Annotated in this window: 19 protein-coding genes and 1 pseudogene; 10 read left to right on the top strand and 10 right to left on the bottom strand. The window is 61.4% G+C overall.

The annotated features are described in order from the left end of the window. Positions 1-146: 146 nt before the first annotated feature. The 5 genes from AC1DNW_RS26500 to AC1DNW_RS26480 are packed head-to-tail and all read right to left on the bottom strand — an operon-like array spanning position 147 to position 6,476. On the bottom strand, positions 147-1,379 hold the full coding sequence (locus AC1DNW_RS26500) for an amidohydrolase family protein (RefSeq protein ID WP_477854861.1): 1,233 nt from the start codon (positions 1,377-1,379) through the stop codon (positions 147-149). Positions 1,380-1,388: 9 nt separating this feature from the next. Continuing rightward, the gene (locus AC1DNW_RS26495) at positions 1,389-2,738 is read right to left on the bottom strand and encodes an 8-oxoguanine deaminase (RefSeq protein WP_477854860.1); all 1,350 of its coding nucleotides are present in this window, start codon (positions 2,736-2,738) and stop codon (positions 1,389-1,391) included. Between the two features lie 37 nt (positions 2,739-2,775). Next, a complete protein-coding gene (locus AC1DNW_RS26490; protein ID WP_477854859.1) occupies positions 2,776-3,972 on the bottom strand; it encodes an amidohydrolase in 1,197 nt (398 codons plus the stop codon). An 18-nt stretch (positions 3,973-3,990) separates the two neighbouring features. Next, a complete protein-coding gene (locus AC1DNW_RS26485; protein WP_477854858.1) occupies positions 3,991-5,028 on the bottom strand; it encodes a questin oxidase family protein in 1,038 nt (345 codons plus the stop codon). After that, a complete protein-coding gene (locus AC1DNW_RS26480) occupies positions 5,025-6,476 on the bottom strand; it encodes an NAD(P)-binding domain-containing protein (protein WP_477854857.1) in 1,452 nt (483 codons plus the stop codon). Before AC1DNW_RS26480 ends, AC1DNW_RS26485 begins: the two co-directional genes overlap by 4 nt. 219 nt (positions 6,477-6,695) lie before the next feature. On the opposite strand from AC1DNW_RS26480, the gene AC1DNW_RS26475 reads away from it, so the two are divergent. The 3 genes from AC1DNW_RS26475 (at position 6,696) to AC1DNW_RS26465 (ending at position 9,901) form a co-directional block, all read left to right on the top strand. After that, on the top strand, positions 6,696-7,982 hold the full coding sequence (locus tag AC1DNW_RS26475) for an ABC transporter substrate-binding protein (protein WP_113297782.1): 1,287 nt from the start codon (positions 6,696-6,698) through the stop codon (positions 7,980-7,982). A gap of 162 nt (positions 7,983-8,144) precedes the next feature. Beyond that, positions 8,145-9,086, top strand: coding sequence for a carbohydrate ABC transporter permease (locus AC1DNW_RS26470; protein WP_113310879.1), 942 nt, complete (start codon positions 8,145-8,147; stop codon positions 9,084-9,086). Next, on the top strand, positions 9,083-9,901 hold the full coding sequence (locus tag AC1DNW_RS26465) for a carbohydrate ABC transporter permease (RefSeq protein ID WP_477854856.1): 819 nt from the start codon (positions 9,083-9,085) through the stop codon (positions 9,899-9,901). Before AC1DNW_RS26470 ends, AC1DNW_RS26465 begins: the two co-directional genes overlap by 4 nt. A gap of 113 nt (positions 9,902-10,014) precedes the next feature. On the opposite strand, the gene AC1DNW_RS26460 is transcribed toward AC1DNW_RS26465, so the two are convergent. Together AC1DNW_RS26460 and AC1DNW_RS26455 are read right to left on the bottom strand one after the other, a co-directional pair. Then, on the bottom strand, positions 10,015-11,163 hold the full coding sequence (locus tag AC1DNW_RS26460) for an ABC transporter ATP-binding protein (protein WP_477854855.1): 1,149 nt from the start codon (positions 11,161-11,163) through the stop codon (positions 10,015-10,017). A 46-nt stretch (positions 11,164-11,209) separates the two neighbouring features. After that, entirely contained in the window at positions 11,210-11,995 is a 786-nt protein-coding gene (locus AC1DNW_RS26455) for an SDR family oxidoreductase (protein WP_113297778.1), read from the bottom strand. Positions 11,996-12,160: 165 nt separating this feature from the next. On the opposite strand from AC1DNW_RS26455, the gene AC1DNW_RS26450 reads away from it, so the two are divergent. From AC1DNW_RS26450 to AC1DNW_RS26430, 5 genes are all read left to right on the top strand, one after another. Further along, entirely contained in the window at positions 12,161-13,012 is an 852-nt protein-coding gene (locus tag AC1DNW_RS26450; protein ID WP_477854854.1) for a DeoR/GlpR family DNA-binding transcription regulator, read from the top strand. A gap of 65 nt (positions 13,013-13,077) precedes the next feature. Next, the gene (locus AC1DNW_RS26445; RefSeq protein ID WP_477854853.1) at positions 13,078-13,878 is read left to right on the top strand and encodes a BtpA/SgcQ family protein; all 801 of its coding nucleotides are present in this window, start codon (positions 13,078-13,080) and stop codon (positions 13,876-13,878) included. Positions 13,879-13,893: 15 nt separating this feature from the next. Further along, positions 13,894-15,375 (top strand): FGGY-family carbohydrate kinase, encoded by a 1,482-nt coding sequence (locus tag AC1DNW_RS26440; protein WP_477854852.1) that lies wholly within the window; start codon positions 13,894-13,896, stop codon positions 15,373-15,375. A 72-nt stretch (positions 15,376-15,447) separates the two neighbouring features. Continuing rightward, positions 15,448-17,007, top strand: a complete 1,560-nt coding sequence (locus AC1DNW_RS26435) for a gamma-glutamyltransferase family protein (protein WP_477854889.1) — start codon at positions 15,448-15,450, stop codon at positions 17,005-17,007. 506 nt (positions 17,008-17,513) lie between these two features. Continuing rightward, complete coding sequence (locus AC1DNW_RS26430; RefSeq protein ID WP_113297774.1) at positions 17,514-17,771, top strand: CrpP-related protein; 258 nt, start codon at positions 17,514-17,516, stop codon at positions 17,769-17,771. Positions 17,772-18,601: 830 nt separating this feature from the next. Here AC1DNW_RS26430 and AC1DNW_RS26425 read toward each other — a convergent pair. Continuing rightward, positions 18,602-18,958: pseudogene (locus AC1DNW_RS26425) on the bottom strand (transposase); the annotation flags it as partial. Positions 18,959-19,155: 197 nt separating this feature from the next. On the opposite strand from AC1DNW_RS26425, the gene AC1DNW_RS26420 reads away from it, so the two are divergent. Then, complete coding sequence (locus tag AC1DNW_RS26420; protein WP_477854851.1) at positions 19,156-19,638, top strand: hypothetical protein; 483 nt, start codon at positions 19,156-19,158, stop codon at positions 19,636-19,638. Positions 19,639-19,713: 75 nt separating this feature from the next. Then, positions 19,714-21,771: a sigma-54-dependent Fis family transcriptional regulator gene (locus tag AC1DNW_RS26415; protein WP_477854850.1), complete on the top strand. Its 2,058-nt coding sequence runs from the start codon at positions 19,714-19,716 to the stop codon at positions 21,769-21,771. A 141-nt stretch (positions 21,772-21,912) separates the two neighbouring features. Here the strand turns inward: AC1DNW_RS26415 and groEL are convergent, their stop codons facing one another. Next, entirely contained in the window at positions 21,913-23,547 is a 1,635-nt protein-coding gene (gene groEL, locus AC1DNW_RS26410; protein WP_477854849.1) for a chaperonin GroEL, read from the bottom strand. Between the two features lie 73 nt (positions 23,548-23,620). Beyond that, positions 23,621-24,412, bottom strand: coding sequence for an iron-sulfur cluster assembly protein (locus AC1DNW_RS26405; RefSeq protein WP_477854848.1), 792 nt, complete (start codon positions 24,410-24,412; stop codon positions 23,621-23,623). Position 24,413: the final 1 nt, after the last annotated feature.

The following is a 24,413-nucleotide window of genomic DNA, read 5'->3' as shown; positions in this document are numbered from 1 at the left end:
CCATGTCGCCCTCGTGCCAGGGCGCGAAGCATTCCGTGCGCCGTCCTGCCAGCCGCTCTCGAGCGATCGCGGCCAGCTTTCAGTCCAGGGAGCGCCGGCCTTTGTCCAATGGTCTTCCGGACACCTAACGCGAAGCGTGTGCGGTGCTAGCCTTGTTCCAGGAAAAGCTGCGGCCGCGGGCGAAGGAAGCTCTGGCGACCATTTTTCCAGCCGGCGCTCGCGGGGGCGATTGTCGCGACGGCGTCGACAGCCGAGGGGGCGTCGAAGAGGACGATATCTGCCGCGCTGCCAATCGCAATACCGTAATCCTTTCTTCCCAGGAGGGTGGCAGCCTGCGTCGTGATCATGGTGAAGACAGTGTCGAGGCCATCGGCGGTGCCGATCTGGGCGACGTTGGCAAAGAGATTGGCTATGCGCATCAGGTTGACGTCTCCGAAGGGCGTGAACGGATTCAGGACATTGTTGGTGGAGATGGTCGTGACGACACCGAGTGCTGCCAACCGGTGAGCGGGTGTCACGCCGCGCGGGACGAGATGGGTCGAATTACGGCCGGTGAGGAAGAGATCGGTGGCCGGCAGGACGGTCAATGCGATGCCGGCCTCGGCAAGACGACGGCCGATCGGCTCCAGCTCTTCCGGCGGCAGAGCAGAGAGCTTGGTGACATGGCCGACCGAGACTCGCCCCTGGTAACGGCGCGCAAGGGTCTTGGCGATGACGACAGGGAGATTGGAGCCTGCGGGGTCGAGGTCGAAATCGAGGTGGAAATCGACGGCGACGTCGTGGCGTATGGCGAGATCGAAGATGCGGCGGATATGTTCGGCCGGCGCCGGATCGGTGTAGGGGCAGCCCCCCACCAGATCTGCACCCGCCTTCAGCGCCTGTTCGAGCATATCCTCCGTGCCGGGATCGTTCGTCAGGCCCTCCTGGGCAAAGGCGCAGATCTCGATGTCGATGAGGGCGGCATAGTCTGCCTTCAGTTTTTTGATCGCCTCGAAGGAGCGGAAACCGGCACGCGGGTCGATCTCGACGAAGGTACGCAGGCGGGTGGTACCGTTGAGGATCGCCTTTTCGACGACCGCAGCAGCGCGGGCATAGACGTCTTCCTCGGTAAAGAGGGCCTTGGCTCGGGAGGTTTCGCTGACAGCCTCAGCGAGTGTTCCTGCGCAGAGGTTGCAGCGGCTGATGATGCCGGCCTTGTCGAGATGGATGTGGGTTTCGATGAGGCCTGCGCAGGCGAATTTCCCTTCGGCATCATAGTGCGGCGCATCGCAGACGAAACGAGGCGCAATCGCCGCGATGCGGCCCACCTCGAAGGCAATGTCGGTCGGTTCGCTCAAGCCGGCCATTCGGGCATTGCGGATGACGAAGTCGATCGCCATGAAGCCTCCTCAGACGGACAAAAGGAAATTGCGGGCGACGCGGTTGTGATCGGCGATCAGCGCCTCGATATCGACGCCCGCGGGCATACCGTCGGTGACGCGCCATTCGCCTGCGATCATGACGCGGTCGGCCGTGGTGGCACCGCAGAGCACCAGGGCAGCCAGCGGATCGCCGGCACCGGAGAAACGCAATTCGTCGAGCTTGTAGAAGGAAAGGTCCGCCTGGCGGCCGGGCGCAATGGTGCCGATGTCGTCGCGGCCGAGCAGTCTTGCCGAGCCGGCGGTTCCCCAACGCAGCACGTCGAGATGGGTGATGGCTTCGGCGCCATAGGTCAGGCGGTTCAGCATCAGGGCATGGCGCACACTTTCCATCAGGTTGGAATTGTCGTTGGAGGCCGAACCGTCGACGCCGAGACCGACTGGCGCCCCGGCAACCTCCAACTCGCAGGTGCGGCACATGCCCGATGCCAGCACCATGTTCGAGGTCGGGCAATGGCAGATGCCGACGCCGTGCCGGCCGAGCTCGGCGATCTCGGCATCGTCGAAATGGATGCCATGGGCGAGCCAGGTGCGGGCGTTCAGCCAATTGCAGCGGTCGAGATATTCCACCGGCGTGCAGGCGAATTTGCTGCGGCAGAATTCGGCTTCCGCCTTGGTCTCGACCAGATGGGTGTGGAGCCGGCAATCGTAGCGTTCCGCCAGCGCCGCCGTTTCGCGCATTAATTCCAGCGTGACGTCGAACGGCGCGCAGGGCGCGAGCGCCACCTGCGTCATCGCCCCTTCGGAGCGGTCGTGATAGCGCCTGAGCACGCGCTCGCTGTCGGCGAGGATCGTGTCGTCATCCTGCACGACATTGGCGGGCGAAATGACACCCTGCTGATCCTTGATGTTGAGACTGCCCCGCGTCAGCGTAATGCGCATGCCGAGACGGGCCGCCTCCTCGGCCTCCACATCCATCGCGTCTTCGAGGCCAGTTGCGTAGAGATAATGATGGTCTGAGGTGGTGGTGCAGCCGGAGAGAAGCAGCTCGGTCAGCGCGAGACGGACGGCAAGACGGAAGGCTTCGGGCGTCATGCTCTTCGCCCAGATCGGGTAAAGTGCGCGGATCCACGGCCAGAGCGACTTGTTGATTGCCGCCGGATGGGCGCGCGTCAGCGTCTGGAACATATGGTGATGGGTGTTGACGAGACCCGGAATGACGACGTGGCGGCTGGCGTCGAAGCGTGCATCAACCGAGGCAGCAGGCTGCCGTCCCGCCGCGACCAGCTCGATGATGCGGCCATTCTCGATGACAATGCCGCCTCCAGCGTCCTCGGCCATGATAGCGAGCGGTGATTGTATCCAGAGTCGGCCCTTCATCAGCGATGCTCCCATGCGCCATGCGTGAATGGAAAAGTCAGACGACGAGCCGGCCGCCGCGGGCGATGATGGCGCCGCCGCGGAAGACGGTACGATCGAGGGGACGGGCAGCGACGGCCTCTGCCAGCGACGCGGCAGGCAGGATGACAAAATCGGCGAGCGAACCGGCCTGGAGCGGCCCGACGGCATGGCCGAGGATTTCGGCCGGCGCCTGCGTCGCCAGGCGGAAGGCCGCAGCCAGATCCTCATCCGAACGGAAATCCTGGCGATCGCAGAGAATGCCGACACGCTCCAGCATGTCGCCATTGCCGAAAGGCGACCAGGCGTCGCGGATATTGTCGTTGGCACAGAAGAGCCGGACGCCTGCGGCGGCAAGCCGCTTGATCGGCGGCATGGGCACGGGTCCCGGCGCGCTGGTCATGATCGCTACGCCCGACCTGGCGAGTGCGGCGGCCGTGCGGCCGAAATCGGCATCTTCCAACTCGCCGAGACAAAAGGCGTGACTGACAACCACCTTGCCTTCAAGGCCGAGTGCGGCCGTGCGATCAGCGATCTGGCGAAGCTCGAAGGCGCCGAGTGCGCCCCCGTCATGCAGATGGATATCGAGCCCGACGCCGTATCTGCCGGCGACGGCGAAGATCGCATCGAGATGGCCGGTCACGTCATTGTCTATGCCGGCCGGATCGAGGCCGCCGACGAGATCGGCGCCGGCGGCAATGGCCGCATCGAGCAGCCCCGCGGTACCGGGATCGCGCAGCACGCCGGATTGCGGGAAGGCAACGGTCTGGATGTCGACGAGATGAACATGGCTCTGCTTCAGTGAAAGCACGGCCTCGAGGCCTTTCAGGCCAACTTCGGTATCGATATCGACATGGCTGCGCACGGAGAGCGTGCCATAGGCTGCAAGTTTCTCCAGCAGGGCGCCGCCGCGGGCTTCGACCGGCAGAGCCACCGTGCGCCGCAGGGATTTTTCCGCCTCGATGCGCTTGGCGACCGTATCGCCGGGGATATGCGGGATAAAAGGCAAGCCGATCAGCGTCTTGTCGAGATGAATATGACCGTCAACGAAGGGAAGGCAAAGCAGGCCGCCGGCAGCATCGAAACGCGGCACTACGGGGTCGATGCCGGCGGCCGCATTCGGACCGAGCGCGGCGATCCGGTCATTCTCCAGAACGAGTGAGACGATCTCGCCAGCTTCGGTCCTGGCGTTTTCGACTACGAGGCTCGGCATCATCAATTCTTCCATCATTCGCTATGCAATCAGCCCGACCCTGCGCGCCGCGACGACGCGATAGAGCGGATCCTTCCACACCTCTTCCTCCTGCAGGGCGGAAAAGACCAGGCTGACATCGTGTTCGTCGTCCGAGGAAACCGCGGCGCGTTTGATCTCAGCCCAGACGGGCGCCTGTCGGCTGCGCATTTCTTCCAGTGCCTCGGCGGTGGGGAGAGGTGGAAAGCCGATCTTCGGCACCAGCGAGGCGATCACCTGCCAGAAGGCGCGATAAAAGGGCTCGGCATTTTCGAGGTGCGGAGAGACGAGGCGCAGCCAGTGCATGCCGGTGACGGAATGAAGTGCGGAGAAATCCATGGTTCCGGCAAAGAGCGCGAGCGAGGTCGCGGCCATGCGGCGCGGTGAATCGGCGCCGAAAGCCAGGCGATCGATAACAGGACGGAAGCCCGGAAGTGCTGCGACGGCGCGGATATTATGCCAGAGCAGATCGGTTTCAGGCTCATAATCGCGGATGCCTTCGATATTGCCGACATCGGCAAGGATCTTTCCCGGATCGTCCGTATCGGGAGCGGCACCGGTCGCTGATGGCAGCGGCAGATAACAGGCCGCCCAGTAGCCGAGCGCGGTGCCGACCTCCTCGTCGTCCTTCTTGAGGACACCATAGGCAAGACGCATCAGAGGATGCATGGCGCTGCCGGCAACGCCGTTCACCATGGCGGGCAGATAGGTGCGGATAACGGTATCGATGCCGAGCCGGCGGGTTTCGCCGATGAAGAAGGCACGGTAATCCGCCTCACGCGTGCGGTCGCCGAGCGCCTCGGTCCAGGCTGCCCCGATAATCGGGGCGACCGATGGCGGCACAGGCGGGAGTGCATGGCTCTCACGATACTGCTCGTACCATTGTTCCAGCCGTTCCGGCGAGGCGCCGAGTCGATCAAGCGCGATCAGCACCATCGGAACGTGGTTGGCCAGCAGATAGGGAAATTCGACGCTGTCCTCGCGTGCCCGCAAAAGGATGGTCTCCAATCCCGAAAGTTGAGTAGCGGCAGCCTGTCTCATGCCAAAACCTCCCTTGGTGTCGTGGCGTCCTCGTCTATGCCAGGATCGAAATGCGGTTCGTCATAGGCGGCCAATGCTGCAAGATACCGGTTGGAATCCCCGATGAACAGCGCTTTCACCAGGGCGTCGACAATGCGCGGCACGCCGTATTTAAGACCGGTGACGCCATTGCTGATCGGGCCGAGGCTCGCCAGCGCGCCGGCATTGAACATATGGATGCGCGAGACCCAGCTGGCTTCGGCATATCTGGGCGTGAGCTCGAAACCGGGGCCAAGATAGGGATGGCCGGCAAGCATGGCATTCTCCTCTCCCTGCGGTGGCTGGAAACGGTCCTTCCAAAGCGCAGCGGTCGCGACGAGGCCGGCAAGCTCGGGCCTGAGCGCGAAATTAACTTCATAGCCGGTGCCGAGGAGGAGGTGATCGGCATGGAAGATGCCATTTTCGGTCGTCAGCCTGAACCTGCCGCCGTCCATCGAGAGCTCGCGTACATCACAGCCGAGTTGCATCGTGAAGCCGGGATGGCGGCAGGCCCGGTCATATTGCTCCTGGGTCGGCGGCACCTTGAAGTTGAAGTAGAGATTTGCGAAGCGCCAGCGCTCCAGATCCGGCAAGTCGGCGAAATGGCCGAGAAAACCGGGAAAGTTTGTCCAGGCAAGAACCTCGGTGCGCGGCAGATCGGCGCTTCGCGCAAACATCGTCACGTCCCGAGCCCCGGTTTCGAGCGCCGCCACCGCCCAGTCGAAGCTCGACGTGCCACCGCCAAGGATCGCAACATTCCTGTCCTTGAGGAAATCGATCGGTATCGGCTCGTTGCTATGCGTCCAGGCGGATTTCGGCAGCGTCTTGACCATCGCGGGTATGCGCGGCCCGCCGCAGCCGTCGATACCGGTCGCCATTACCAGATGACGACAGGTGATTGTGCGGCTGGTGCCGCCAGCGTTCGTCAAGGTGAGAGCAAGTCCGCCCTCCGCCTGATCTATCGAGGAAAGCGTCGTGCGGTTTTCGACGTCGATGCCGACAGTCCTCCGAAACCAGATGAGATACGCCATCCAGTCCTGGCGGCTGATCTTGTCGAGTGCATCCCAGGCGTCGCCACCATTCAGTGCCTCGTACCAGGAGCGCAGCGTCAGGCTCGGGATGCCGAGGTCCGGACCCGAGAGATATTTTGGCGAACGCAGGGTCTGCATGCGGGCGCAGGTGATCCAAGGGCCCTCCCGGCCCTCTTCGCTCTGATCGATCACGTGAACGGACCTGATACCGCGCCGCTTCAGGGCGAAGGCGATCGAGAGACCGGAGAGGCCGGCGCCGCAGATCACAACCGAATGCAGGTCTTTGCGGTCTTCATCGCCCAGCTTCGGCCAGTCGGCGCAGAGCGCTTCGATGCGCGCCATTTCATCATGGGCGCGACGTTCCAGCTCTCTCAGGCGCTCATCCGGTGGGGTCGTCATGAATATGCAGCTCACGCGCGTTGGACAGGACAGTATAAACGCGCAGGGAATGATCAGCTCCCTGCTATTTTTTATGCAACGCGCATAAAATAGGGACATTTATGCGCGAATATGTTCTAATTTGTGATTTTTAATGTTTACGATTTTTTGTCAAGTGCGCTTGAGTGCGATTTTGTTTGATGTATAGTGCCTCAAAGCAATCAAAAAAGGGGAGCAGACATGAAATCGCTCAGCAGTGTCACACGAAAATTGGCGATCGCGAGCCTCGTCTCCGTCGCATTTGTGGGCTCCGCCATCGGCGCCGACAGGAAATATGAAGGCATCACCCTCACGCTTGCCTCGCAGAACGATCAGTTCGCAGCCGTTCTGGCTGCCATCGCCCCCAAATTTACTGAGGAGACGGGCGCCGCCGTCAAAGTCGACATTCTCGACTACGGCTCGCTGCTGACCAAGACCACGACCGATTTCGTCGGCGGCACCGGCGGCTATGACCTGGTGACGATGGATATCGTCTGGGCGGGCCAATATGCGGAAAACAAATACACCGTCGACCTCACCGAGTGGATGAAACGCGACGCCGCCGAACTGAAACTCGATGATATCTATCCGACGCTTCTCAACGCATTGGGCCACTGGGGCGACAAGCAGGTTGCTTTTCCCTTTGCCGGTTATGCCAACGTGCTCGCCTATCGCAAGGATCTCTTCGACGCCGCCGGCCTGAAGGCGCCGACGACGATGGAGGAAATGATCGAGGCGGCATATAAGTTGACCGACGCCAGCAAGAAGACCTATGGCTTCGTCGCCAATGGCCAGAAAGGCCCGGCGGTCGCCCAGGACTGGATGCAGTACAATACCGAGATGGGCGGTTCGATCCTCGGCTCCGACGGCAAGCCGGCACTGAATTCCGAAGCCAATATCAAGAGCCTGACCGTCTACAAGGATCTATTCATGAAAGCGGCTCCTCCAGGTGCCGTTAATTACGACTGGGGTGGACGCGAGGAAAGCTTCCGCCAGGGCATTGCCGCGACCATGCAGACATGGTCGGTCGGCGCCCCTGGCTACTACGATCCCGCAATCTCGAAGATCGTCGATAAGGTGGCGATCACGACGGCGCCGCGCGGTGCCGGCCTGCCGAAGCTCTACGGCATCGGCGGCTGGGGCATGGCGATCAACGCCGGCATCAAGGAGCCTCAGAAAGAAGCCGCCTGGGCCTTCATCAAGTGGCTGGTCAGCCCGCCGGTGCACAAGGAATTCAACATGATGGGCGCCGGCAGCTTCCTGCGCAAGAGCGAGATGACCGATGCCGATCTACTCGCGAAGTTCCCCTTCCTGCCCGTCATCGCTGAGACCTTCGAGCATGGCGACGGCGAATATCGCCCGCGCATCCCGCAATATCCGGAGATTCAGGATCTGCTCGGCACCGCCGTCAGCGACGTCCTCGTCGGCAACGCCGACCCTAAAAAGGCGCTCGATGCCGCCCAGGAAGCTGCTGTGAAGCTATTCTGATTGTGGTTGCCGCCAGTCAGTTATCCCAGGGGCCGCGGCCTATGTCGCGGCCCCTGCCGTTTCCAGACCATTGATCCGATGCGCCTCCGGCTTCATGATCGGGAGAGCCCTGGGCTCGACCCTCTGGGACGGACATCGAACCAGGAACCTGATGGACATGACGTGACCCTATCCCTCACTTCCGCGCTGAAGCCCTCTCCGGCCTTGAGCATTTCCTATCTCGAGCGCAGGCGGCTGTTCTTCATCCTGATGACGCTGCCGGCCATCCTCTACGTGCTCGTCATCGGCGTCTGGCCGCTGGCACAGGGTATCTGGTTCAGCCTCTACGAATACAATCTGCTGAAGCCGGCACGGACGCACTTCGTCGGGCTCGGCAACTATGTCGATCTTCTCTCCGACACGGTGACGCGCGGGGCTTTCATCAATACCGTCATCTTCACGGTCGGCGCCGTGACCGTCGAACTGCTGGTCGGTTTCGCCATTGCGCTGGCGCTCTGGCGCGACGACCGCTTCAACCGGATCTGCCTGGCGTTGATCCTGATTCCGGTGACGATCACACCGCTTGTGGTCGGGCTGATTTTCCGGGCGCTGCTGCTCGCCGACTATGGGCTCATCGGTTATTATCTGGCCGAGTTCGGGCTTTCCGATCCGCGCGGGCTTTTCGCCAATCCGAGTTCGGCACTGGCGACCCTTATCTTCGTCGACATCTGGGAATGGACGCCACTGGTGGCACTGATCCTGCTTGCCGGCCTGAAAGCGCTGCCGGGCGATATTCTCGAAGCATCGGAAGTGGATGGCGCAACAGCCCTGCAGCGTCTGAGGATCATCATCATTCCGCTTATGCTGCCTTCGATCCTGCTGGCGCTGACGCTGCGCACCATCGATGCCTTCCGGGTCTTCGACAGCGTCTACGTGACGACGGGCGGAGGTCCGGGCAATGCAACCAACACGCTCATGCTGCATGCGGTGAAGCAGGGGCTGGAATTCTTCAATATCGGCCGAGCCTCGGCAATCTCGAACCTGACACTGATCTGCATCGCCGTAATCGCGGCAGGCTTCATTCTGTTGATACGCAAGGCGGACAGAAAGGCGAACGGGCGATGAGCACACCCACCCTCAGTCGCATCGGTCAGCGCGCCTTCATCCTTGTCATGCTCACCTTTTTCCTGCTGCCATTCCTATGGCTGGCATCGACCGCCTACAAGCCGTCGCGCGATATCTTCTCGATCCCACCGAAATTGACCTTCGTGCCGACCTTCGAACAGTTCGCGACTGTCTTCCGCCTGTTCGACGTCTGGAGTCTCGTATCGTCAAGTCTGCTGATCGCCGGCGGTTCCGTCATCCTGTCGCTGCTGCTCGGTGTGCCGGCGGGCTATGCGCTGGCGCGTTCGACCAGCCGCTACGCCATTGCCGTTGCATATTTCTTCATGGCGATCCGCATGGTGCCGGCGGTGGCAGCACTCATCCCCTTCTACCTGATGATGCGCGACATCGGCCTGCTCGGCAGCTGGGTCGCCGTCGTCCTCATCAACGCGATGCTGAATTCGTCCTTCGTCACCTGGATGATGTTTTCCTATTTCCGCAGCCTGCCGAAAGAGCTGGAAGAGGCAGCGCTGACGGATGGCTGCACGCTGTTCGGCTCCTTCTGGCGCGTGGCGCTGCCGGCGGTGCGCTCAGGGGTCGTCGCCTCCACGTTGTTCTGCCTGATGTTTTCCTGGAACGACTTCCTCTACCCGATGTTCCTCACCCGGCTCGATTCCAAGCCGATCTCGGTGGCGCTGCTTTCAGCCTATGGAACGAAGGACATCACCTGGGGCACGCTCGGCGCACTGGCGCATTTTTCGACGATCCCGATCGTGCTGATCGTGCTCTTCCTCAACCGCTATTTCGTGCAAGGCCTGACGAAGGGCATTCACTAATGCATGTCGCCCAAAAGCGCAGCGGTTTTGGGACAACGACATGCATAAAAACAAAGATCTAAAGCGCGTCGTATGAGTCCGATTCGGCGCGACGCGCGTTAAAGAGACACGCCTCAGCCGCGAATGGCCGCTTCCGTCGCGGCATCGAAGACATGGATGCGGGCGGGGTCGGCGGCAAGCGACAGGCGCTCGCCGATCTTCACGCGTTTGGTGCCGTCAACAATGACGCGCAGGCGCGGGGCAGACAATGCCACGTCATCCTCCTCCGCCGACAGCGATTTCAGCCGGTCGGCCGCCTCGACATCGACATGGATGAGCAGGTTGGCGCCAAGATCCTCTACAATGGCGACAGTTCCGGCCAAACCACCGGTATCGATCGGCTGGAAGGCTTCCGGTCGGATGCCGAGTACGACAGCACGGCCTGCAGCGGAGGCGATCCGCGGCCGCTCGGCAAGCACGTCGCCCGAGAAAAGGATGGAGGTTCGGCCGAAGCGGGCTTCGGGTCCATTTTCCGTCGTGACGAGATCGGCCGCCAGCAGGTTCATCGCCGGCGAGCCCATGAAACTTGCGACGAAGAGATTGGCCGGTTGATCATAGAGGCTGCGCGGCATGCCGAGTTGCTGCAGGAGGCCGCTTTTCATGACGGCGACGCGATCGCCCATGGTCATGGCTTCGACCTGGTCATGGGTGACATAGACTGTGGTGATGCCCGACATCTTCTGCATGCGGGCGATTTCGGCGCGCATCTGACTGCGCAGACGGGCATCAAGGTTCGAAAGCGGCTCATCCATCAGGAAAGCATGAGGGCTGCGGGCGAGCGCCCGGCCCATGGCGACACGCTGGCGCTGGCCGCCGGAGAGCTGGGCGGGCCTGCGGGCGAGATAGTCCTCGAGTTCCAGGAGCTTCGCCGTCTCCTGCACCTTGCGGGCAATGTCGGCCTTGTCGAGGCCACGGACGCGAAGGCCGAAGCCGATATTCTCGGCGACCGTCAGATGCGGGTAAAGCGCGTAGGACTGGAAGACCATGGCGATATCACGATCGCGCGGAGCGAGGTCGTTAACGACCACGCCGTTGATCGTCAGGCGACCATCGGTGACCTCTTCGAGGCCGGCGATCATGCGCAGTGCCGTCGACTTGCCACAGCCGGAGGGGCCGACGAGAACCAGGAATTCGCCGTCGCGGATAGTCATGTTCAGGTTGCGGATCGCCGCATAGCCATCGCCATAGCTTTTGCTGATTCGGTCGAAGACGATTTCAGCCATGCTTTTTCCTTGCTGAACGGGAGGCCTGTCGCAGATCCTGGACGGATCAGGTGGTGTAGACCCCGCCGGTGACGTTGACGCCCTGCCCGGTCATGAAGCGAGCCGAATTAGAGCAGAGGAAAACGACGACATCGGCGACGTCCTCAGGCGTTTCCAGCCGGCCGAGCGGCGTCTGGGCGATATAATCCGCAACGACGCGTTCGGGCGTGACGCCGCGCAGGCTCGCCTCCCAGGCAATCTCGCGTTCCTGCATGCCAGTCTTGACGAAGCCCGGGCAGACGGCGTTGACGCGAATGCCCGAAGCTGCAAGCTCGCGGGCGAGCGCCTGCGTCCAGCCGAGCACGGCAAACTTGCTGGCGGAATAATGCGCCAGCAGCGGCGCGCCGATCTTTGCGGCAAGTGACGCGGTGTTGACGATGACACCGGTGCCCATGCCCGTGAAGCGGCGGGCGGCAATCTGATTGGTCAGGAAGATGCCGCGAATGTTGACGTCGAAATTATAGTCCCATTCCTCGTCGGTCAGTTCCAGCGCGTGTTGCATAGTGGAGACACCGGCATTGGCGCAGAGGATATCATAGCCGCCCGTCCTCTCGACCACCTCGGAAAAGGTCGCCTCGACAGAGGTGCGCCTGCGAACGTCGATCGCATGCGCGGTGGCACCGTTGCCGATCTCGGCCGCCGTCCGTTCGGCCGCAGCCAGGTTGATGTCGCAGATCGCCACCTGGATAGACTGGCGAGAGAGAGCGGTCGCAATTGCACGCCCGATCCCTGTCGCCCCGCCTGTTACGATCGCACGCTTACCGGACAGTTCTGGAAAGCTCGGAGACTGCATTGCCCGCCCTCATGGAATGGAAACACCATCGATCATATATCAACAAAATCCCACACAACAAGAAAAATTTGTGTTTGAATTTGTTCGTATTATTCGATACACAGGAAGCAACAATCAGACAATCGTAGCCACGAGTTGCGATCGCGGGAGGATAATAACGGCATCATGGACGCAGAACATCAGATGGTCGCGACAGCGGAAAAACCGAAAGTTCTGGCCCAGGTGCGGCATGCACGCATCCTGGAGACACTGGCGCGCAAGGGCGCGGTCTCCGTCAGTGACGTCGCCTCCCAGCTTGCCGTTTCGGAAATGACTGTCCGCCGCGACCTGATCGAACTCGAAAAGGACGGCAGACTGGTGCGCACCCACGGCGGCGCAGTGCGTAGCGGCAAGACTTTCGAGCCGATCGCCAGTGAGGCTGTGGACCGCGAGGAACCGACTTTCGAATCCCGGCTGACGCGCAATGCCGGCTCGAAGCGGACCATTGCGATGGCCGCGGCAGGCATTGCCGCCGGCGCGCGCACCCTGGCGCTCGACGTCGGCACCACGACCTATCTGCTTTCCGGCCTGCTGATCAACCAGCCGCATACGAAGATCTTCACCAACAGCGTGCGCAACGCAGTGCAGCTAGGGACCGGCTTTGGCGAGGTTTACCTGCCCGGCGGGCGCATGCGTGGCGAGGAGATGGCGATCAGTAGCCAGTCGGCCGTTTCTCAATTCGAGGAACTCTGGTTCGACATCGCCTTCGTCGGCGTGTCGGGGATCACAGCGCAGGGAATCTACGACTATTCCTTCGAGGACACCGACATGAAGCGGGTCTACTTGCGCCGCGCCACGCAAAAGGTGGTGCTTTGCGATTCTACCAAGTTCAAGCGTATGTCGCTGGTGCATATCGCGCCGCTGCAGCAATTCGACATGCTGATCACCGACGCCATGCCACCGGCCGACCTTGCCGATGCGCTCGCCGCCGCCGGCGTCGAGGTGCGTATCGCGCCCGAGGAGCAGCCGCTGCTTTGATGTGCCCTTCCCGCATCCACCCCACGGATGCACGTCCCACAGATTCGGCTTCAGGGAGTTTCCGCATGATTTTCGATTTTTTCGGCGTCAAGAAGAAGGCGGTCATCGCCATGGCGCATATCGGCGCCCTGCCCGGCTCGCCCGCCTATAATGCCGCCGGCGGGCTGAACAAGCTCGTCTACGACGTTCTGTCCGATATCGAGAAGCTGCAGGCGGGCGGTGTCGACGCCATCATGTTCGGCAACGAGAATGACCGGCCCTACGTCTTCCAGGCACCGCCGGAAGGGCTGGCGGCGATGACCTCGATCGTCGAGCGGGTGAAGCCGCATCTGACCGTGCCGTTCGGCGTCAATTATCTCTGGGACCCCTCTGCAAGCGTTGCGATCGGGGCAGTGACGGGCGCGAGCTTCGTTCGCGAGATCTTCACCGGCGTTTTCGCATCAGACATGGGCATCTGGCAGCCGGATTGCGCCAAGGCGGCACGGCTGCGACATAGCCTCGGCCGCGATGACATGAAGATGCTCTTCAACATTAACGCCGAATTTGCCCATTCGCTGGACCAGCGACCGATTGAACTCAGGGCGAAGAGCGCCGTGTTCTCGTCGCTCGCCGATGCCATCCTGGTTTCGGGACCACTGACTGGACAAGCCGTCGATCAATCGGACCTCAGGCGCGTTTGCGAGACGGCCAAGGATGTTCCCGTCTTTGCCAATACCGGCGTCAATAAAGACAATGTGCGCGATATATTGAGCGTTGCCAGCGGCGTCATCATCGGCACGCATTTCAAGGTTGACGGCAATACGTGGAACCCTGTCGACAGCGACCGGGTAAAGCGCTTCATGGAGATCGTCGAAACGCTGCGCTGAACGACAGGAGCCGCCATGTCCATCACGCTCGGTCTCGATATCGGCACCACCTCCACCATCGGCATCTTGATCGAGCTGCCGAACCGCGTGCTCGGGCTCACCTCGCGGCCTTCGACGCTTCTTTCGCCTCAGCATGGCTGGGCAGAGGAAGACCCGGCCGAATGGTGGGCGAATGTCTGCAAGATCACCAGGGAACTGATTGCAACCAGCGGGATTGAGGCCGGGCAAATCTCGGCCATTGGCGTGACCGGCATGCTGCCGGCCGTCGTGCTGCTTGACGACGCCGGCTGGGTGCTGAGGCCCAGCATCCAGCAGAGTGACGGGCGTTGCGGCGAGGAGGTCGAGGAACTTAGGGCCGAGTGGGATGAGGCGGATTTTCTCGCCAGAGCGGGAAACGGCATCAATCAGCAGCTGGTGACAGCGAAGCTTCGCTGGATCGCCCGGCACGAGCCTGCTGTTTTCGAGCGTATTGCCACGGTCATGGGGTCCTACGATTTCATCAACTGGAAACTGACCGGCGAGAGGGCCATCGAGCAGAACTGGGCGCTTGAAGCGGGTTTTGTTGATATCAATACCGACATGCTCGACGACGAGTTGATCCGGCTCGCCAGAATTCGGCGGGACGCCATTCCTGGGAAGGCCGTATCGCATAAGATTCTTGGCGCTGTGACGGACGAAGCTGCCAAGGTGACGGGGCTCGCACCCGGAACGCCCGTCATCGGCGGGGCGGCCGACATGATCGCGTCGGCCTTCGGCGCGGGGATCAACAAGGCGGGCGACGTGCTGCTGAAATTCGGGGGCGCGGTGGATATCCTGACGGCGACCAATGTCGTGCGACCGGATCCACGCATGTTCCTCGACTATCACCTGGTTCCGGGGCTCTATATGCCGAACGGCTGCATGTCGACCGGCGGCTCGGCGCTTAACTGGTTCATTAGCACCTTCGCCGGACGCGAGGAGATCGCGGCGAAGACGGAGGGAATATCCATGCACCGCTATCTCGACCGGCTGGCCGCGGGATGCGGCCCTGGCGCGGACGGGCTAACGATCCTGCCCTATTTTCTCGGCGAAAAGACGCCTATCCACGATGCCGGCGCGCGCGGGCTGATCGAAGGACTGACGCTGTCGCATCATATCGGCCATCTCTGGCGGGCGATGCTGGAAGCCTACGCCTATGCGCTGCGTCATCATATCGACGTGCTGAACGACATCGGCCATCCGACGACGCGTTTCATCGTTTCAGACGGGGGTTCACAGAGCCGGATATGGATGCAGATCGTTTCCGATGTGCTCCAGCAGCCGCTGCAGGGCCTCACTGGCCATCCCGGCTCCTGCCTCGGCGTCGCCTGGGCGGCGGCAATCGGCGCCGGACTGACCGAGGATTGGTCCGGCGTGACCGCCTTTGTCGGCCAAGGTGAAAGGATCGTACCCAATCCTGACAATGCGGCGATTTATGCTAAGGGCTATCGGACCTATCGTGCGCTTTACAGACCATAGACGGGTCGGGATTTGAGCTTGGTGACAGCGGAAAACCGGAACTCCACAAAACAGGCGGTCGGACGCGGCGGCATGGTGACGTCTCCGCATACTCTGGCGAGCGAGGCGGGCGCGGTAATCCTGCGGAGCGGCGGCAACGCGCTGGAAGCTGCGATCGCCATCGGCAGCACGATTGCCGTCGTCTATCCGCATTTCTGCGGGCTCGGCGGCGACTCCGTCTGGATCGTTGCCGATCGCAGCGGGCGGAAAACATGTTTTCTCGGCATCGGCCAAGCGGCACGAGAATTGCCGGATTTCGACGGACGCATTCCGCTGCGCGGACCGCTTTCCGCGCTGACCTCGGCCTGCGCCGTCGATGCCTGGCAGCACGCGCATGACTATTCCGCGCGGCACTGGGGCGGAAGGATCGATTTTCCTGTCTTGCTTGCCGATGCGATCCGTCATGCGAAAGAGGGCTTTCCGATCACACGCTCGCAAAGTTTCTGGCTTGCCTTCCGGCAGGCGGAAGCCGCCAACTGGCCCGGTTTTGCCGCCCTTTTCATGCCGAACGACGCAACGCGGAAAACAGGCAGCCTGTTCCGGCAGGAGAACTTGGCACGGTCGCTTTCGCTGATTGCCCACGATGGACCACGCTCCTTCTACGAGGGCGAACTCGGCGCGAGGATTGCTGCGGGGCTGCAGGCTGCCGGCTCTCCCCTGACCAGCCATGATCTCAAGGCCACCCGCACGCGCGAGGTCGCGCCCATCAGTCTCTCCTATCGCAATTTCGAGCTGCTTGCGCCGCCACCGCCAACACAGGGCCTGTCGACACTTGCGATCATGGGCATTCTCGCCCATTTCGATCTCGCCGCCTATTCAGCCGGCAGCGCCGACCATCTGCATCTCTGCGTAGAAGCCGTCAAACGCGCCTTCCTCGACCGCGGCGACATTGCCGACCCCGATGTCGCGCCGCAGCCGGTGGAGGAATGGCTGAGCATGCGGCATCTTGCACTGGCGGCGGCATCCATCGATCCCGCACGAGCGCTCGAATGGCCGGCACCCTTTCGCAATGGCGATACGGTATTCTTCGCCGCAACCGATGCCGAGGGCGGCAGCGTCAGCGTCTTGCAGAGCACCTATTTCGACTGGGGCAGCGGCGTGGTCGTCGGCGATACGGGCATTCTCTGGCAGAACCGTGGTGCAGCCTTTTCGCCAGATCTCAAGCATGTCAATGGCATCGCCCCCGGCAAACGGCCTTTCTATACATTGAACCCCGGCCTCGGTCTGCGCAACGGCAGGCCCGCCCTGCTCTATGGCACGCAGGGCGCCGACGGCCAACCGCAGACACTGGCGATGCTACTGACCCGGCTGATCGATTTTGGCGAACAGCCGGCAGCAGCACTCGCCGGCCCGCGGTTCCTTCTCGGCAAGACCTTTTCTGACAGCCGCGACAGCCTGAAACTGGAAGGAGATGCCGGCGAAGCGGTTCTTGCCGAACTGGCCGCACGAGGCCATGTACTATCACCGATCGAGGCGCAGAGTCCGCTTGCGGGGCAGGCCGGCGCCATCACTATCGACGAGGATGGCATGGCGACCGGCGCGCATGATCCACGTGGCGACGGATTGGCGATCGCGATCTCTTCTGGAGCATGAGTTGTGGGATTACGCGTCGGCGAGACGCCTTCAAATGCACGAAAGCGGGACAAAGCCGGTAGTTGATCGGGCGGGCCACCGAATACCTTCTGGAGCATCGTACTCCTCGCAGATCGGCGACCTTCTCCACACTGGGTATTCGTCCGCTACGGATTCGAAAGTCGCCGAGGGTCCCAGTGGAAGGCCTTAGCGCTTTGGGTCATAATCGGCGCTGGCCACGACCTCCCGAGGTTTTAAATTACATCTCAAAATCAATATGATGATCTTTGCCGATAAGAGTCGACAAACGTTGATTTCAGTGAGTCAGAAATCGCCGGACGCGGCGCTAGGCCTACCAGTCCGGCATGCATATGAATGCGGCGGTCTGTCGTCCTGCAGATAGGACGAACAGTAGCCAGGAGCGGTCACCCCCCCCCCCGCAACTGTGCCAAGTTAACCCATATTTTAGCATTCACTTGCATGCGCCAGCTACGATGCTACCGTCGCCGACACCGTGGGGGCGCATTATGACAATCGAAGAATTGATAGATTTGCAGGAAGCAGGCTCAAGGGGGCGGGTGCTTGGACTGAAGGTTCACGAGAACCCATACCTCGCGGCCCATAGGATGCCTAGTGGTGATACCAGCGCTCTCGGAGATTGGCTTGCACGTCACGATGCATGGAAATTCGGCTGGGAAGTGGAGGACGCCAGTCGCGAAGGTAAGATTCTCGTTCACTTCAAGGATCTGATCTCGATTGCCAATCGACGTGCGCTCGATCCATAACGTTTAGCGGACAGCCGGGCTATGGTTCCCGCGCGGTCATTTCGTCATGGTATCTCCTGTTCCTGGCATTTAAGCCGAAGCCAGGCAGAAATTCCACTTATCCCCGCTGTTCAAATTTCCCGAACCAGCTCAGGCGGCCTATATGTGTCTGCTTGACAAGCAAGAAACCCGTCTAGGGTCAGGACACGTTAATCACAGCCAGAAGATGACGGAAGCTGCGATGCAGAGCCGAGCTGGGCAGTGATGGCATCTGTACAGGCCGGCGTGCATCGCTGTTGTTGCTCATATCGTCCGACATCCTTTTTATGCCCTGCCCTTCCAACGCGAATGCTATGCCCATGCGAAAGCCGCCCGAACAGCGGCCAGTGATTGACGACGAATTATGATCAAGGTACGTGGCCCACCGCCATGCTCAGCTTTGACGAGGTGGCAATGGGGAGGCCCGGTCAGCACGAGGGATCGGGCCTCTGCCCCTGTCACGCCTTTTTCACGCGACTGGTGACTGTTGCCGTGGTTAGCTCCTTTTGCTGATGCTGCAAACTCAGCAGAAGGGCATCATTTCGTTCGAGAGTGAGCCCTTCACCCACTTTCTCCTGAGAAGCCGCCGACACCCCTCGGTGGCTTCTTTGTTTCCGAGGTAAGGTCAGCACAACGCCCTTGATAATGGAGCGGTAGGATGCGCGATGAAAACCACGCGCTTTCTCGGATTTCTTTTGAGCTGCCCAGCTGCACTGTATTGCCGCACCGAGCATGGGATTGGTTGACCACGGCGTAGGCGCTGGTGTGTTTCGGCGTGGAATATTGTCTGACGCAGGTTTGGTGCAATTCTCTCATGTCGCACCGATCAGGCGGGCTTGAAGAAGATCAAGCTTCCCGCGACCGTGCATCTGGCGCTTCACCAGCTTGAGCTTGGTGATCTGCCCCTCGGTTTGTCCGTTGGACCACGGTGAGACGATCGCTGCCCGGACAGCCTGTATGTCTTTCGCCACTCCATTGCCAAACGAGGAAACCAGGCTGTCACGGGCGCGGTCGATCCACGGCGTGAGCTCATTTTCTGCCTTGCACCGGATCACAAGATGGAAGTCGGCGATGATATCGCGAGCCATGACGAGCAAGGGAACGCCGCTTTCGATCGTGGCGATGGGAACGGTTTCAGACTTCGTCAGGTTGTCTATGTTGGTTGTCAAACTGCATACGGTGAGCTTACATTTGATGGGAGCACAGTTCCACAAGAGACCGTGGTACGAATAGTGTTTCTGCAATAGCGGGATACCACCCAGTTCAATTCTGCTGCCTTATACTTCCTGCCTCGTATCTGCGGGTTGTGCTACGCTTTTGTCGAAAGATGGTGCATAGTCCGCTCTGACATGATCTGGGAGGATTCATGGTCGAGATATTTTCGAAGCAGGACGGACCGCGTCGGGAGGACGTGCAAGTCAAAAGGCTGATCGAGGAGAACCGTGGCGTGATCACCCGGTTGGCCGACCAGTTCAGCGGTGGGCGCTATTCGGAATCGAAAAAGCCCAAGCCGGTGCCCCGGGCGGAAGGCCTGATCATTCATATAGGCGACAGCACCAGGCCCGTGCGGGAACCGGAGCCGAAAATCCGCGTGACGACCAACGGCCGCGTCATCGTCGTCGATGACGGGACAGGACGGCAGCTGCAATATTTCGGAGAGATCCGTGAAGCGCGTGGCGTCAGGATTTTCCGGCTGGCGACAAAGGCCAATGGCTTCATTGCGCCGCTCGAAGACGCAATAATCGATATGCTCAGCGATATCGACGGCGTGCTTTTGGGGCCATCCTACACGCAGACTGATCTGGCGACCGATATAGGCCAGAGACTCGACATTCCTCGCGCGACGTGACGGCTGCAGGCGCTGAAGACCGCCAGCATTTTAGTGTCTGATGTCCAGAATTTCGAGCGAGGAAGGTGACAGTTGATGAGACAAAATTCATTTACGCCCGAGGACATCCTTCCGAACCGAGCGCAGCAGGTCGGCAGCCGCATGGCAAACGAAGTAGCCCTCTACCAGGCTTACGACGAAGTCGAGACGATGAAGGCATGGGAAACGCTGCTGGAGGGGCGCTCGGAGCCATCGCGCCGATCGCTGCCCGTGCGCTCGGCCATCCACGATTCCTGGTATCGATGCGCTGATGGCGGCATCAATGCCCAGTGCAACGAAGCTCCACTTGAAACCGACCGCGATGCCGTGGAAGCTCTAGCGAGAGGCAGCTCCGAGCTGCTGGAGGCGGCGAAGCAGCCGTTTTCGGCGATCGGCCGGCTGCTGGACGGCACGGGCGCCATGCTGGTGCTGGCGGATAGCGAAGGCGTTTTGATCGATGCCATCGGTGACAGGCGGACGATCTATAACGGCATGGACATCCATCTCGGTGTCGGCGGCAAATGGACCGAGGACGTTGTCGGCACCAATGGCATCGGCACGGCGCTGTGGACCGGCGAGCCTGTTTTCGTTCATGCGGCAGAGCATTTCTGTGCCGGCATCAAGACCTGGACATGCGCAGGCGCGCCCATCCGCGACCCGTTCGACGGCAAGATCATCGGCGTGGTGGATCTCTCCGGCCATCCGGATATCTTCCGGCCACACAATATGGCGTTGGTGACAGCCGCCGCCCGCGAGATCGAGCGAACACTGTCCGACTCCCAAAACGAGCAGCGCATGCGCCTGCTGGAGGCCTTCATCGCCTCGGCGAGCAACTATCGGTCGAGTGATGGTGTGATGATCGTCGATCGCCACGGCCGGGCAATCTACAGCAACAATGTGCCGCTGGCGGAACGGAAGCGCTTCGGCGACACGCTGCGCCGGGGCAACCGAAGCTGTCGGTTGCCGGAGCTCAGCAACTCCGGCTTCCTCGACAGCGTCGCTACCGCCCTTCCCGAGGACATGCAGTCCTGTCATGTCTCGCCGCTGGAGCTCGACGGAGCGGTTCGGGGTGCGGCGCTAGTATTCCCGAAACAAAGCAACCACCTGGTTTCCATCGGACGCCGCTCCTCCCTCAGGCTGCAGGAAGAACGTGCAGCGATCGTCGGCGAAAGCGAAGGGCTGAAGGCAGCGGTCGACATCGCCTGCCGCGTGGCGGAGACGGAGGAGGTCACTTCTCTGCTGATCGAGGGTGAGACCGGTGTCGGCAAGGAACTGTTCGCCCGGCTGATCCACGCCGGCAATCAGAAACAGGCCGGAAGCCCGTTTATCGCGCTCAATTGCGGCGCCGTTACCAAGGACCTCTTCGGCAGCGAGCTTTTCGGTCATGTCAGCGGCGCGTTCACCGGCGCCACGAGGGAAGGCAAGCCCGGCGTGTTCGAGCTTGCCAATGACGGCGTGCTGAGCCTCGATGAAATCGGCGAAATGCCGCTCGACATCCAGCCCTACCTGCTGCGCGTCCTGGAGGAACGCACCGTGAGCCGGCTGGGCGAAAGCCGCGCGCGACCGGTGAATGTGCGGCTTGTCGCATCCACCAACCGAAATCTGAGACGGGAAGTCGAGGCAGGTCGCTTTCGCCGCGACCTATACTATCGGATAAGCACGGTCTCGATCCAGGTGCCACCGCTCCGCGACCGTGGCGGCGACAGCCTGCTGCTGATTGCCCATTTCAACGAGAAGATGGCCACACGAAAGAACGTTGTGCCGCTGCACTTTTCAAACGAGGCGCTCGATAGCCTGCTTGCTTACCGCTGGCCCGGCAACGTTCGCGAGTTAAGGAATCTCGTCGAGAGGCTGCATATCCTTTCGCGCCACAGCTTTGTCGGCGTGGAAGATTTACCGGTAGAAATCGTCGAACGGCATGTTCCAGCAAGCGCGTCGCAAGTGCCGGGTCCGATGCCGATCGTAAGCTTCGAAGATGCGGAGCATCAGGCCATCAAGAATGCGCTCGCCGCTGAGCACGGCAATCTCAGCAAGGTCGCTCTGAGGCTCGGCATATCCCGGCCGACGCTCTATCGGAAACTGGAGCAGTTCGGCATAAAACGCAGCTTTGTTTGAAATGCTGCGCTGTGAGGAGGCCCACGCCCGTGTAGGCCCCCTTCATCCGGCGCAACGCCCCATCCGCGAGGGAAAGGAACCGCGGACCGTAACATCAGCGGCCACGCGGATGTTACGGCCGCAAGCGCGTCGATATAGCGACTATGGTCGCCCGAGTTTCTCCGCGCCGCCGCCGAGCGCCGGCCCCTCGGTCGGATCAACCTCGTTCTCGGCAAGATCGCCAATCAGTGTTTCGGTCGTCAGTATCAGCTTGGCAACGGATGCGGCGTTGCGCAGCGCGGTATAGGTCACGCGCACCGGGTCGATGATACCCGCCTCGATCATGTTCTGATAGGTCCCCGTTGCGGCATTGTAACCGTGGCCACTGTTGACGCGGGTGACCTCGGAAATGATCGCATCCGGATCGCCACCGGCATTGGTTGCAATCCGCCAGAGCGGACGGGTGAGCACCGAGCGAACGAGGCGCACGCCTTCCGCAACATCGTGATCGACACTTGCGAACACGCTGTCGAGCACCGGCGCAATCTGCGCCAGAGCCGAGCCGCCACCTGCAACGACACCTTCCTCCGCAGCCGCCCGCACGGCATGCAGGGAATCCTCGATAAGCTGGATCGTGCGCTTCTGCTCCACCGGCGTCACACCGCCGGCGTATATGACTGCGGTACCACCCGAGAGCTTGGCGAGACGTTCACGAAGCTTATCCTGCTCGATATTCGGCGGCGCCATTTCATATTGTCGCTGCACCTGTGCCCGACGCGCGACGATGGCCGCGTGATCCCCACCGCCGCGAACGATGGTCGTATAGGTCGCGCTGGTGATGACCCTTTCCGCCGAACCGAGATCCTCGAGCGTTACGTCCTCGATCTGGCCACCCAGATCCCGGGCGATAACCCGGCCGCCGGTCAAGATGGCCAGATCCTCCATCATCGCCTTGCGCCAATGGCCGTATTCCGGCGGATGAACGATAAGGTATTTTCCAGGGCCTTCCTTGCCGAGCAATGTCACCACGACATCGGGAGAAACTTCTTCGGCAACAATCAGGAGCGGCCGATCTGCCTGGCTCGCAATCCGACGCAGGGATCCTATCGCGGAGGGCTCGCGGATCTTCAGGTCCGTCATCAGAATCAGCGGCCGCTCGAGAACGGCTTCCATTTTCTCCTGGTTGGTCACCATGTGGTGAGAGAGATAGCCGCGCTCGAAGGACATGCCCTCCACCACGTCAAGCGTGGTCTCGGTGGTGACGCTGAAATCGGTGGTGATGATGCCGTCGGAGCCCACCCGCTCGTAGGCCTCAGCAACCAGCGCGCCGAGCTTCGGATCGGTCGCGGCGATATTCGCGACAGCCCTCAGCACGCCATTGCCCTTGGCGGGCTTGGCTTTGGCCTTCAGCGCTTCGACGATCTTGTCGACGGCCAAATCTATGCCCTTGCAGAGATCGACGGACTTGGCGCCGCGCTCATTTGCCTCGATGCCCTTCTGCACCAGCGCATTGGCAAGCACGATCGCCGTGGTCGTGCCGTCGCCGGCCACCTCGTTGGTCTGCATCGAGACCTCCCGGACGACCTGGGCGCCCATATTCTCGAAGCGGTCAGGCAATTCGATCTCCGAGGCGATCGAGACACCGTCGCGGGTGACCATGGGTGTCCCGAGCGGCCGGTCGATCATGGCGTTCATGCCCCTCGGGCCGAGCGTCGGCTCGACGGCGGCGGCCAGCCTGGCGACGCCGCGGGCAAGCGACCGCCGCGCATCGGAATTGTGCAACATCAATTTGGACATGACTCCTCCTTCCGCCTGACGGGCGGTTTGTTGATTTGGGGCCTTATGCTGGAAGGCCGTTTTGATGGTTCAGTTAGTGCGCCGCCGGTGCCGGTACCCGGTTCATGATGAAGTCGACGAGCGTCGGCTCGCCCTCGACGATTTCCATTTCCTTGTAACGGGTCATCTTCAGTCCCCGGCAGAGCGCGCCGTTGAACTCCATGTTGATACGGACGCTGCGAAGCTCCGCGAGATAGGCCGGCAGGTCTTCGGCGAAAACCCGTTGACCATCGTAGGTGACGATGACGGGCTCCTGTGGAACGAGTTCAGGCAGACGCCGAACCAGTGCCTGACGATATCGCGCCCTACGCTTGCCGACCTCCCCGTCGGCAATTTCGATCGCATCGAACGCGCCGAGCGTCATTCGGGCGACTTCGCTGTCGCCGATGCCCATGGCGCGAAAATCGAGGATCACCGCCTCCTGCCGCCGTTTGAAGGCCTTCTGCCGGAACTTTTCCCGCAGCGCCTCCATGTCGGTTTCCTCGGCAAGCGAACCGAAGATGTCGGCGAAGCTGCGGCCCTCGGCGATCCCCTTGTTCACCTCTTCGGCGAACATATGGTCATGCAACGTGATATGATAGGCTGGCGACCACGAGAGATCATCAAGCGCCGTTCTGATATCATCGAGCATAAGGAAGGCGAAATTCGGCGAGCACCAGTAGGTCGGCAGGCGAAAACCGACCTCGACGCTGCCATCAGCCGCGATGTCCGCGCGCTCGACGAAGCCCATCTCGGTGACGGGCTCGTCGAGTTCGGGATCGTCGACCGCTTTAAGGCGCCGCCAGAGTTCCCCCTGGCGGCTTTCTGACGGAATGGTGGAGGTCATT

This window comes from Rhizobium sp. 05L429, from assembly GCF_056397645.1.
This window is presented reverse-complemented; position numbering and strand designations above follow the sequence as displayed.

Coding starts and splice junctions, on each gene's coding strand:
- AC1DNW_RS26495 (WP_477854860.1), bottom strand. CDS start 2,738: ATGAAGGGCCGACTCTGGATACAATCACCGCTCGCTATCATGGCCGAG.
- AC1DNW_RS26450 (WP_477854854.1), top strand. CDS start 12,161: ATGGACGCAGAACATCAGATGGTCGCGACAGCGGAAAAACCGAAAGTT.
- AC1DNW_RS26405 (WP_477854848.1), bottom strand. CDS start 24,412: ATGACCTCCACCATTCCGTCAGAAAGCCGCCAGGGGGAACTCTGGCGG.
- AC1DNW_RS26435 (WP_477854889.1), top strand. CDS start 15,448: ATGGTGACGTCTCCGCATACTCTGGCGAGCGAGGCGGGCGCGGTAATC.
- AC1DNW_RS26445 (WP_477854853.1), top strand. CDS start 13,078: ATGATTTTCGATTTTTTCGGCGTCAAGAAGAAGGCGGTCATCGCCATG.
- AC1DNW_RS26480 (WP_477854857.1), bottom strand. CDS start 6,476: ATGACGACCCCACCGGATGAGCGCCTGAGAGAGCTGGAACGTCGCGCC.
- AC1DNW_RS26460 (WP_477854855.1), bottom strand. CDS start 11,163: ATGGCTGAAATCGTCTTCGACCGAATCAGCAAAAGCTATGGCGATGGC.
- AC1DNW_RS26415 (WP_477854850.1), top strand. CDS start 19,714: ATGAGACAAAATTCATTTACGCCCGAGGACATCCTTCCGAACCGAGCG.
- AC1DNW_RS26465 (WP_477854856.1), top strand. CDS start 9,083: ATGAGCACACCCACCCTCAGTCGCATCGGTCAGCGCGCCTTCATCCTT.
- AC1DNW_RS26430 (WP_113297774.1), top strand. CDS start 17,514: ATGACAATCGAAGAATTGATAGATTTGCAGGAAGCAGGCTCAAGGGGG.
- groEL (WP_477854849.1), bottom strand. CDS start 23,547: ATGTCCAAATTGATGTTGCACAATTCCGATGCGCGGCGGTCGCTTGCC.
- AC1DNW_RS26440 (WP_477854852.1), top strand. CDS start 13,894: ATGTCCATCACGCTCGGTCTCGATATCGGCACCACCTCCACCATCGGC.
- AC1DNW_RS26455 (WP_113297778.1), bottom strand. CDS start 11,995: ATGCAGTCTCCGAGCTTTCCAGAACTGTCCGGTAAGCGTGCGATCGTA.
- AC1DNW_RS26420 (WP_477854851.1), top strand. CDS start 19,156: ATGGTCGAGATATTTTCGAAGCAGGACGGACCGCGTCGGGAGGACGTG.
- AC1DNW_RS26475 (WP_113297782.1), top strand. CDS start 6,696: ATGAAATCGCTCAGCAGTGTCACACGAAAATTGGCGATCGCGAGCCTC.
- AC1DNW_RS26485 (WP_477854858.1), bottom strand. CDS start 5,028: ATGAGACAGGCTGCCGCTACTCAACTTTCGGGATTGGAGACCATCCTT.
- AC1DNW_RS26490 (WP_477854859.1), bottom strand. CDS start 3,972: ATGATGCCGAGCCTCGTAGTCGAAAACGCCAGGACCGAAGCTGGCGAG.
- AC1DNW_RS26500 (WP_477854861.1), bottom strand. CDS start 1,379: ATGGCGATCGACTTCGTCATCCGCAATGCCCGAATGGCCGGCTTGAGC.